Annotated in this window: 7 protein-coding genes and 1 pseudogene; 6 read left to right on the plus strand and 2 right to left on the minus strand. The window is 69.8% G+C overall.

All coding sequences use genetic code 11. The annotated features are described in order from the left end of the window. The first annotated feature begins 250 nt into the window (after window positions 1–250). Entirely contained in the window at window positions 251–1,870 is a 1,620-nt protein-coding gene (gene aceB / locus J7E89_RS38305) for a malate synthase A (protein WP_214980844.1), read from the plus strand. A gap of 138 nt (window positions 1,871–2,008) precedes the next feature. On the opposite strand, the gene J7E89_RS38310 is transcribed toward aceB, so the two are convergent. Then, complete coding sequence (locus J7E89_RS38310) at window positions 2,009–3,235, minus strand: helix-turn-helix domain-containing protein (RefSeq protein WP_214980852.1); 1,227 nt, start codon at window positions 3,233–3,235, stop codon at window positions 2,009–2,011. A gap of 41 nt (window positions 3,236–3,276) precedes the next feature. Continuing rightward, complete coding sequence (locus J7E89_RS38315; RefSeq protein WP_214980845.1) at window positions 3,277–3,429, minus strand: hypothetical protein; 153 nt, start codon at window positions 3,427–3,429, stop codon at window positions 3,277–3,279. A gap of 181 nt (window positions 3,430–3,610) precedes the next feature. Here J7E89_RS38315 and J7E89_RS38320 point away from each other — a divergent pair, with 181 nt between their 5' ends. The 5 genes and pseudogenes from J7E89_RS38320 to J7E89_RS38340 form a co-directional block, all read left to right on the plus strand. Next, window positions 3,611–4,576, plus strand: coding sequence for a DUF3068 domain-containing protein (locus tag J7E89_RS38320; RefSeq protein WP_214980846.1), 966 nt, complete (start codon window positions 3,611–3,613; stop codon window positions 4,574–4,576). A gap of 157 nt (window positions 4,577–4,733) precedes the next feature. Then, entirely contained in the window at window positions 4,734–5,894 is a 1,161-nt protein-coding gene (locus tag J7E89_RS38325; protein ID WP_214980847.1) for a glycosyltransferase family 4 protein, read from the plus strand. A 6-nt stretch (window positions 5,895–5,900) separates the two neighbouring features. Next, window positions 5,901–6,620, plus strand: a complete 720-nt coding sequence (locus J7E89_RS38330) for a class I SAM-dependent methyltransferase (RefSeq protein ID WP_214980848.1) — start codon at window positions 5,901–5,903, stop codon at window positions 6,618–6,620. Then, complete coding sequence (locus J7E89_RS38335; RefSeq protein WP_214980850.1) at window positions 6,617–10,873, plus strand: alpha-(1->3)-arabinofuranosyltransferase family protein; 4,257 nt, start codon at window positions 6,617–6,619, stop codon at window positions 10,871–10,873. The genes J7E89_RS38330 and J7E89_RS38335 overlap by 4 nt, the downstream gene beginning before the upstream one ends. Continuing rightward, a pseudogene (locus tag J7E89_RS38340) lies at window positions 10,870–11,244 on the plus strand (condensation protein); the annotation flags it as partial. The gene J7E89_RS38335 and the pseudogene J7E89_RS38340, both read left to right, overlap by 4 nt.

Raw genomic sequence — 11,244 nt, forward strand, 5'->3', positions numbered from 1 at the left:
GTGCAAACCGGCTCAAAAATCACTAAGAAGGGTCTAAACGCCCTCTGAGCGCCAGTTTCTGTCGACTATGAGAATCTCGATATCAACAGACCGTTGAACTTCCACCATGAGGAAACTACTATCCACACGTCAGAAGCGCCCTGCACCACCCGGCGGCGCCCGCGACCGTACCTCGGAGCCATGGCACTCTGTGCCGTTCTCGGGCGACCCGGCGGCCGTCAGGCGTCGCCCGCCTAAGGAGTGACAGCTCATGTCCGCACCAGCGCCGTCCCCGCTGGCCATCGTCGATGCCGAGCCCCTGCCCAGGCAGGAAGAGGTCCTGACCGACGCGGCTCTCGCCTTCGTGGCCGAGCTGCACCGGCTGTTCACGCCCCGCCGTGACGAGCTGCTGGCCCGCCGCTCCGAACGCCGCGCCGAGATCGCCCGTACCTCCACGCTGGACTTCCTCCCGGACACCGCACAGGTCCGCGAGGGAGACTGGAAGGTCGCGCCGGCTCCGGCCGCGCTCAACGACCGCCGCGTGGAGATCACCGGTCCGACCGACCGCAAGATGACCATCAACGCCCTGAACTCGGGCGCGAAGGTCTGGCTCGCCGACTTCGAGGACGCGTCTGCTCCCACCTGGGAGAACGTCGTCCTCGGCCAGCGCAATCTGATCGACGCGTACGAGCGCCGGATCGACTTCACCGACCCGAAGTCCGGCAAGACGTACGCCCTGAAGCCGGCCGAGGAGCTGGCGACCGTGGTGATGCGGCCGCGCGGCTGGCATCTCGACGAGCGCCACCTCCAGTTCGACGGCCGCCCGGTGCCGGGCGCCCTCGTCGACTTCGGCCTCTACTTCTTCCACAACGCCAAGCGGCTCATCGAGCTCGGGAAGGGCCCGTACTTCTACCTCCCCAAGACCGAGTCGCACCTCGAGGCGCGCCTGTGGAACGAGATCTTCGTCTTCGCGCAGGACTACGTCGGGATCCCGCAGGGCACCGTCCGCGCGACCGTCCTGATCGAGACCATCACGGCGGCGTACGAGATGGAGGAGATCCTGTACGAGCTGCGCGACCACGCGGCGGGGCTGAACGCGGGCCGCTGGGACTACCTCTTCTCCATCGTCAAGAACTTCCGTGACGGCGGCGCCAAGTTCGTTCTCCCGGACCGCAACGCGGTGACGATGACGGCGCCCTTCATGCGGGCGTACACCGAACTGCTCGTCCGCACGTGCCACAAGCGCGGCGCGCACGCGATCGGTGGCATGGCGGCGTTCATCCCGTCCCGCCGCGACGCCGAGGTCAACAAGGTCGCCTTCGAGAAGGTCAAGGCCGACAAGGACCGCGAGGCCGCCGACGGATTCGACGGCTCCTGGGTCGCGCACCCGGACCTGGTGCCGATCGCCATGGTGTCGTTCGACGCGGTCCTGGGCGACAAGCCGAACCAGAAGGAGCGGCTGCGCGAGGACGTGTCGGTGGCGCCCGGTGAGCTCATCGCCATCGACTCGCTGGACGCGGTGCCGACGTACGACGGTCTTGTCTCGGCCGTTCAGGTCGGCATCCGCTACATCGAGGCGTGGCTGCGCGGTCTGGGCGCCGTCGCGATCTTCAACCTGATGGAGGACGCGGCGACGGCGGAGATCTCCCGCTCCCAGATCTGGCAGTGGATCAATGCGGGCGTCGTCTTCGAGAACGGCCAGAAGGCGACCCCGGAGCTGGCCCGCAAGATCGCCGCGGAGGAACTGGCTGCGATCCGCGCCGAGATCGGCGACGAGGCGTTCGCGGCGGGGAAGTGGCAGCAGGCGCACGACCTGCTGCTCACTGTCTCGCTCGACGAGGACTACGCGGACTTCCTCACGCTGCCGGCGTACGAGCAGCTGCGCGGCTGATCAACACCGCTGTTCTCCGCCCCCGGGACCGCACAGCACCGGGGGCGGAGGCATGTGTACCGGCGGCGCGCAGCCCCCTGGCCGCTCTCCGGGCGTTGTGTCCTCAAACGCCGGACGGGCTGGAACAAGCCGGTGGCGTCACCGGATCGGTTCCGACAGCTCGCCGCGCAACCGCTGCGCCCGCAGCACCAGTTCCAGCTCGAAGCGGCGGTCCGGGTCGTCGACCTCGTCGCCCCACAGTTCCCGTATCTGCCGCATCCGATAGCGCACGGTCTGCGGGTGTACGCCGAGCCTGGCCGCCACCTCCGGCGCGCCGCCCCGCGTCTCCAGCCAGGCCAGCAGGGTTTCCGCGAGCCGCCGACCCTGTGTGGGTCCGCAGTCGGCGAGCGGCGCGAGGCAGCGGCGGGTCAGGTCGCCGATGAGTTCCTCCGGCGGGAGGAGGACCAAGGCCTCGGTGTACTCCGTGCAGTGCAGCAGCCGCCCCGAAGGCAGCAGCCCCCGCTCCATGAGACGTACGGCGGCCCCCGCCCAGCGCAGCGACTTCGCGGCCTCGGTCAGCGCCACCGCCGGCCCGATCGCCCCCGACCAGCCCTTCATCGACCGGCGCAGCAGCTCGGGCCGCCCGGCCAGCGCCGGGTCGGGCACGATCATCAGGGGCTGCTCGTTCTCCATGTCCAGGAGTACGCCCTGCCCCACGGCCGGGGCCACGCACTCGCGGCCCGGGCGCAGCAGCACGCCCACGGCGACGCGCTCGGGCAGCGCCCAGCCGATCCTGGCGGCGTGCTCGGCGAGCGAGCGGGTGTGGACGGGGTCGGCGGGCTCGCCGTGCTCCGCGATCAGCGCCTGCGTCAACTTCCGTTGCAGTCTCAGCCGTTCACCGGCCTGGCGCGCGGCGGCCTCGGCGTATCCCCGTACCGTCTGGTCCACCAGCCCGTCCAGGAAGGCGAATCCGGACTCGGCGAGCTCGTACATCGCGGGCGGCGGAATGCACACCTGCTGCCCAATCTCTGCGAGCCGCCGCCAGGCGAGCCGGACGCCGAGCCGGTACATGGCCTGGAGGGAGTCGAGGGAACGGCCGTGCAGTCCTTCGCCGCGCCCGAATTCCTGGAAGACTTCGAGATGAACGTGGTGCGGCCGCCCCTCCGCCAGCACCAGATGCTGCACGAAGTCCTCCAGGGCCCGCCGGATACCGACGAGGGCGATCAGCTCGCCCGATTCGTCGACAAGCAGCGGCAGCTTGGGATGTTCGCGGCAGATTCCGTCGAGGATCTCCTGAGCGAGCGACGGCACTTCGCGCATCGCACGGTCGGTGAACTGCCGTACCTGGAGGCGGGGCACGTCCTCCCATGCCGAGCAGTCGCCCATACGTCGTCGCTCCCCGTCCACTGCGGTCGTTTCCACCCGGATCACTTCCGGGGCGTCGCCGACTCATAGCTGATCAGCGGCACATTGGGCTGGTCCGGGGTGGCGTTCAGCAGTGCCACGACGGCGAAGGCGGCGCCCACGGCGAGCGCGGCGGCAGCAACGGTGGTCAGCGCTGCTGCAAGAAGTCTGGACATGGTCGGGTCAGCCTCTCTGATGCTGTGCCCCACCGGTTCCCCCGCCGGCCCTGTCCGGCGATGGCCCAGTGTCAACACTCCATTGACAGTCCGTCAAGAGGACGCCTACGGTTCCCGGCCCATACGCATGTGCACGTATCCGCCGAGCCACCCCCCGCCGGCCCCCACTGGAGTCGCCCGTATGCGTCGCACCGCTTCCCCCCTGTCGCTGGCCCTGCTGGGCGCAGGCGTCTTCCTGCTCGTACTCGCCCCGCTGCTGGCCTGGTACGTCGAGCCACGTGCGAAACGCACACCGGTCGACGTGGACGTCACGACGGTCTTCACCGGCACCGGCAGCTACTTCGACACCACCCGGATCAAGACCGTCGGCAACACGAAACTGACCATCACCCGGCAGGTACGGGGCGATGTGGCCGACAGCGAGAAGAGCGGCCGGGCCGTCTGGGACGTCTCGACCTCCGTCGACACCGACGCCACCCTCCCCGCCGCCGACACGCACGACTCGCTCCAGTGGACGCTGGAGCGCTGGGTCACCGACCGCCGCACCAACGAGCCCGTGCACTGCTGCGGTGAGCAGCCGGCCTTTGACGGGGAGGCGTACCTGAAGTTCCCCTTCGGCGTACAGAAGCGCTCGTACCGCTGGTGGGACAACACGCTCGGCTCGACCGTCCGCCTCCGCTTCGCCGGTACGCGCAAGATCCAGGGGTACGAGGGCTACCTCTTCACCGGCGCCGTCGAACCCGCGAAGACCGGCACCAGGCTGGTGCCGGGGCGGCTCGTCGGGCTGCCGAAGCGCAGCCAGGTGCTCGCCGAGGAGTGGTACGCCAACCATGGCATCGAGCTGGTCGTCGACCGCCGCACGGGCCGCATCGTGAACGCGGCGATCGGTCCGCGCAAGACGCTGCGCGCGCCCGGCGGGAAGCGGGACAAGGTGGTTCTTCTCGACAGCCGCCGACTGGAGTTCACGCCCGCCACGCAGCGCGCTCAAGTGGAGCTGGCCTCGTCCGACAGCGATCGGCTGAAGCTGTTGGGCGAGACGCTGCCGATGGGCGGCGGCGGGGCGGGAGCACTGCTGGCGGCGGCAGGAGCGGTACTGGTGGCACGCGGGCGTGAACCGCGTACGACGCCTTCCGTCATCACGATGTGATGACACATCAGCTCAATCTGGGCCCGAAATTGTCATCAAGGTGAGTAGCCGCATCGAACAGTGTGCCGAAAACTGACCTCCCCACCCCGAGCACAGCCCCACCCTCACCCAGCACAGCCCCCCACCGGTTCCGCACCCTGAACGAGTTGGAGCTCGCATGCCCCAGCACGTGCCCCCCACCCTGCACGATGCGAAACCCCAGTCGGCCGCCGAGGCCCACAAGCCACTCCCCCACCCCACGTCCCTGCACCCCCACCGGATCGTCTTCCTCTCCCGCCGCGACCTGGGCAATCCCGCCGCAGGCGGCTCCGAACTCCTCGTCGACCGCCTCGCGGACGGCCTCACCGCCCTCGGGCACCAGGTGACCCTCCTGTGCGGAGGCCCCGCGGCGTACCGCGACTACCGGGTCGTCTCCGCGGGCGGCGACCTCGGCCACTTCATCAAGGCGCGCCGCGCCTTCGCCCGGCAGGTCGGGGACTGCGACCTGCTCGTCGAGGTCTGCAACGGCCTGCCGTACCTCACCCCGCTGTGGCATCGCGGTCCGACCCTGTGCCTCGTCAACCACGTCCACACGGAGCTCTGGGGCATGCGCTACCCGGGTCCGGCCGCCGGCCTGGGCCGTCGCCTGGAGCACTGGGCACTGTCGGCCGCGCAGCGCGAAAACCTCCTGGTAGCCGTGTCGCCGTCCACGGCAAGCGCACTGGGCGCACTGGGAGTGCATCCCGGCCGAATCCGGGTCGTACACAACGGAGTCGAACAGCCGCCGGAGCCCACACCTCGCTCCACGGAACCGCTCTTCCTCGCGATGGGCCGCCTGGTCGAGTACAAGCGGATCGATCTTCTCCTCCGCCTCTGGGAGCGGGTAAGGCCGGTCACCGGCGGCAAGCTGGTGGTCATCGGCGACGGTCCCGAACGCCACCGGCTGGAAGCCCTGGCAGGTCCCGACGTGATCTTCAAGGGCCACGTCTCCGAAGCGGAGAAGCACCAACTCCTCTGCGCGGCCCACCTCTTACTGCACCCGTCGGCGGTCGAGGGCTGGGGCCTGGTGGTCACCGAGGCCGCGACCCGGGGCACCCCCACGATCGGCTTCGACGTACCCGGCCTGCGGGACTCCGTGGCCGACGGGGTGACCGGCGTACTGGCGCGCGGTGAGAGTTCGTTCGCCGCCGCGTGGTGCGCACTGGCTCTGAGCACCGAGCGCCGCGAGGCGATGGGCCGGGCCGCGGCCGCGCGGGCCGCGCGCTACCGGTGGAGCAGCACGGTGCGCCAGTTCCGGGCGGTGGCGGCGGAGGCGGCCCTCTCCCACCGGCGGAGGTGACCACCGGTGAAGGACCCTTCCCTCCACAGGTCCGCCACCCTCTTCCGGGCGTTCCTGCACGAGCAGTCCGACCCCGACCGGTGCTACTCACTGCTCGCCCGTGACGCCGCCGACCAACTGGAGCGGTACGGGCCCCTGGCCAACCGGACAGTCGTCGACGTCGGCGGCGGCAGCGGCCACTTCACCGAGGAGTTCCGCAGGCGCGGCGCACACAGCTACCTCTTCGAACCGGACGTACGCGAACTCAGGGGCCGCAAGCCCGCAGGCGCGGTGGTGGCCGACGGGTACCTGCTCCCCCTCCCCGACGGCACGGCGGACATCTGCTTCTCCTCCAACGTCCTGGAGCACGTCGAGGACCCGCGGACCTTCCTCAGCGAACTGATCCGCGTCACAGCACCCGGCGGCCTGATCTACGTGTCGTTCACCAACTGGTACTCCCCGTGGGGCGGCCACGAGTGGGCGCCCTGGCACTACCTGGGTGCCGAACGAGCCCGCCGCCGCTACGAACGGCGCACCGGCCGCAGCGCCAAGCACACCCTCGGCGAGAACCTCTTCCCGATCCACATCGGTACCACCCTGCGCCAGGTACGTGCGCGCACCGACGTCGAGCTGGTGACGGCCCGGGCCCGCTACTGGCCGTTCCTCCCCGGCGTCGTACCGAAGATCCCCCTGCTGCGCGAGTTCGCCACCTGGAATCTCCTCCTCATCCTCCGGCGGTGTCCATGACGACCACCCCCCAGCCGCGTTCGCGCCGCTGGCTGTTCGCCTTCGGGTCGGCAGCACTGATCGCCTTCATGGCAGCATCACCGGGCAGGATGACGTTCGAGACAAAACTCGGCGTGGCACTGGACCCGTTCAAATTCCTCTCCGACCTGGGCGAGTTGTGGCACAGCCGCGCAGGCTTCGGCGGAATCTTCGACCAGTACGTCGGCTACGCCTTCCCGATGCTGCCGTTCTACGCGCTGGCCGACCTGGTGAACCTGCCCGTCTGGCTGGCGGAACGCCTGTGGCTCTCCATCGTCGTCACCACAGCCTTCTGGGGCGCGCTTCGCCTGGCCGAGCGTCTGCTCGTCGGCTCGCCCACGACCCGCCTCCTCGGTGCGGCGGCGTACGCCCTGTGGCCGACGTACACGATCGTGATCGGCTCCACATCGGCGGCCGCACTGCCAGGAGCGCTCCTGCCCTGGGTCCTGCTGCCCCTCACCAACCCCCGCACGACCCCCCGCACAGCCGCCCTCCGCTCGGCGCTCCTGATCCCCTGCATGGGCGGTGTGAACGCGGCGTCGACCCTCGCCGCGCTCCTGCCCGTAGCGCTCTACCTGCTCAGCAGGGCGCCCACACCCCGCCGCCGCGCGCTGATCGCATGGTGGGTGCCGGGCGTATTGCTGGCAACAGCCTGGTGGGTGGTCCCCCTCCTCATCCTCGGCATACACGGCGAGAACTTCCTCCCCTACGTGGAACAGTCCGAGACCACCACGGCGACCATGTCCGCCACGGAGCTGCTGCGGGGCGCGGGCAACTGGACGGCGTACCTGCACTTCGGCGAGGCGTGGCTGCCGGCGGGCTGGACCGTCGCCACGGCAGCCCTGACCATCCTCGGCTCGGCCTTGGCCGCCGCGCTGGGCCTGGCGGGCCTGGCCCGCCGCGGCATACCGGAGCGGCGCTGGCTGCTCCTCGTCACACTCTCCGTAGCCACCATCACCCTCGCCGGATACGCCGGCCCCCTGGGCGGGCCGTTCCACTCCGCCGTCCAGGACTGGCTCAACAGCTGGCTGGTGCCTTTCCGCAACATCTACAAATTCCAGCCCGGCCTGGCCCTTGCCCTGTCCCTGGGCCTGATGCACCTCACAGCCACAGCGGCCGTAAGCGCACGCCCAAGGCAGGCCCGCCGCCTGGCGCCGGCGGTCACAGCCCTCCTCATCCTCCCGGCCCTCGCCCTCCCCTACCTCAGCGGCAACATCCTCCAGCCGGGCTCCTTCAGCAGGCTGCCCGGCCACTGGGAGGCGACGGCCGCCTGGCTGAAGAAGTACTCGCCCGACAGCCGCGCCCTCGTGGTCCCCGCCACCGCGCACGGCCTCTACACCTGGGGCTCCCCGATCGACCAGCCACTCGACGTGCTGGCCGACTCGCGCTGGGCGCAGCGCGACTATGTGCCGTTCGGAACCGCGGGCAACCGACGTGCGATGGACGCGGTCGAACAAGCACTCACCACAGGATCCCAAGTACCCGGCCTCGCCGACTACTTAAGTCGCGCCGGCCTTCACTACGTAGTCGTACGCAACGACCTCGACCCGGACCAGATGGGCTACGTACCCCCGCAAACGGTAAAGCGCACGCTGGAAGAGTCCGGCTACAAGCGCCTCACCGGTTTCGGCCCGGTACTGACCGGCGGTCGCATCCCGGATGACACCCCGATCCAGATCGAGGGCCTCTACCCACGCCAACAAGCGGTAGAGATCTACGAGCCCCCCACCGCGACTGAACGCCCTTCCCGATTCGGACTCAACGCGGTGGCGGACACAACAGTGGTCAGCGGCGGCCCAGAGACACTGCTGCCGCTCTCCTCCGACCCCACCATGCGCCGACGACCGTCCGTACTCACCGGTGACAGCCACCCCGGCCTCGGCGACCCGGCGATTCAGGCAACGGGCGACGGCCTGCGACGCGCCGACACCCGCTTCGGCCTGGTCAATTCCAACACGTCCTACACCTACACAACCACAGAGAAGAACCACCCCAACAGCCTTCAGGACCCCGGCCGTTCCCCTCGCCAGATCCTGCCGACCAAGGGCATCGAGCACCAGACGACAGCGGTGCTGCGCGGCGCTGAGTCGGTGACGGCGTCGAGCAGCGGCAACTGGCTGTTCCATCTGCCGCAGTACGACCCGGTGAACGCCTTCGACGGGAATGCCGACACGGCGTGGGCGGAGGGCAGCGCGGCAAACCCAACAGGCGAATGGCTGCGCGCGGACTTCACCCAGAAAACAAACATCCCCTCAAAAATTCAGGTGACGCCCCTGCCCTCAGACGGCGTAAGGGCCGCACCGACTGCCGTACGAGTAGATACGGACACCGGCAGCAGGACAAGCGCCCTGCACCCCAACGGCGAACCGCAGCAGATAGACGCACCCCCCGGCAGGACGACGTACTTCAAACTGACCATCATCAGCGCCCAGCAGGGCCGCCCGGGCCTGATGGGCGCGGGCTTCACGAGCATCGACATCCCCGGCGTCCAGGTGACCCGCCTGCTTTCCCTCCCCCTGGACTCGAACCCGGACCTGATCTCCCTCCACCGGGGCAGCGACCCGGGCGGCCTCTCGCCGGCATCGGCGGAGGTGGGCCTGCACCGCCAGTTCTCGACGGCCACAACAGGCGCGTACGCACTACGGGCGACCGCCCTGCCCGTACCGGGCGACGAACTGGACAAACTCCTCTTCAGCCTCGCACCCGACCAGCGCCGCCGCCTCACAGCCACAGCCGACTCAACCGCCCGCCTGGGCGCGTCGCTCACACCGCGCAACCTGGTCGACGGCGATCTGACCACGGCATGGATAGCCGGAAGCAACCCGACCGTGCACCTGCGCTGGCCGGGAAAGCGCCCCATAGCCGAGATTGTGTTCGCCCCGGCAGGCGGCCTGTCCACCCGTCCGGAACAAGTGGAGATCAGCTCTCCGAACGGTGCGACAACGGCCTCCGTCGACGAAAACGGCCTGGCCCGCTTCGAGCCGATCACCACCGACCGCCTGGACATCACCGTCACCCGCTCAGCACCGCTGACGGTCCACAACCCGGTGGCGGACGGCGAGATGCAGCTCCCCGTGGGCCTGAGCGAGGTATACATCCCAGCACTGGCCGAATTCCAGGTCCCACAGCCCAGCCCCTCCCAGACCTTTCAACTCCCCTGCGGCAAGGGCCCGATCCTCTCCATCGACGGCACGTTCCACGCCACCAGCGCGAAGGGAAAGCTCAGCGACCTCACCGAACGCCGCCCCGTCGAGGTCTCGCTCTGCGCGGGCACCCAGCGCAACGGCAGAGCAAGCCTGTCCCCCGGCACCCACCGCATAGAGGCAGGCGACGCGGGCCCGCTGGCCCTGACCGACATCACCCTGACCAGAAACAAGGCAACACCCCCCGTGAAGCAGTCCCGCGAACTTACGGTCCAGGACGCCGCAGGCGACCGCCGCTCCCTGACGGTGGGCCCGGGCGAAGCGTCGTACCTCCAGACCTACGAGAACGCGAACCCCGGCTGGCAAGCCACGCTCAACGGCCGGAAGCTGCCTTCAGTCCGACTGGACGGCTGGCAGCAGGGCTGGCTGATCCCGGAAGGCGCGGGCGGCAAGGTAAACCTGGAGTACAAACCGGCGCGACTGTACGAAGCAGGCCTGATAGGCGGCGCACTGGCGGTAACAGCCCTGGCAGCGCTCACCCTGTACCGCCGCACAACCCCACCCACAACACCCCCGCCACCACCCCCCGCCCCAGGCCCCGTCCTGGGCCTGGCCGCGCTGACCGTAACAATCGCCATAGCAGCAGGCCCCGTGGCCCTGCTGGTCCCGGTGCTGGCCCTTGTGGCCCACTTCCGCCACACCCTGCTCCCCCCCATAGCCCTGCTGGCGATGACGGCAGCGGGCACGACAGCGGCCCTGCAAGCGGGCGCGCCGGCCTCGGCCTCGGAGGGCGCGTTCGGCCCCGCAGCACAACTCCTGGCCCTGACCGCCCTGACGGCGGCCCTGGTGACGACAGGCCGAAACGCCCACAGCACCGCCCCGAACATTGCGGTGCCAGGAGGGGACGTGTCGGGGCGCTCCCCGCAGGGCGCCGAACGCAACGCGCCCGAAGGAACAACGCAGTACCCGAACGTTCGGCGACCGAGGAGACGCCCCGGCGCGGGACCGACCCCGAAGCCCGCGAACCCCGGCACCCCGGACACCGGCGCCCCGGACCAAGGAGCCGCCCCCGGCGAGGAGAGGACAACGTGACCGCGCTCCAGCAACGGCACCCCCGCCGCGTGCCCTTCACCGTCGTCGACGAAGTCACCCGGCACTGCCTGCACCCCCGAGTGCCCGAGACCGTACACATCGAAGTGCACCTGCCCGGCCGCCCCGACCCCGCCCGCCTGCGCGCCGCCTTCAACGAGGCCCTGCGACGCCACCCCCGCATCCTGATGCGCGAGGCCCCCGGCCCCTGGTACCGCCGCCGGTACGAATGGGAACTGACCCACCACCCCGACACCGAAGTCGTAACGTTCCCGCCCCCCACCCCCCACGCCCTCACAGAGGCCCGAGCCCGCGCCCTCTCCCAGGCACCCCCACTCACCCTCTCCCCACCCGTACGCCTGGAAGTCATAGAC

Source organism: Streptomyces sp. ISL-100, from assembly GCF_018614615.1.
Classification (GTDB): domain Bacteria; phylum Actinomycetota; class Actinomycetes; order Streptomycetales; family Streptomycetaceae; genus Streptomyces.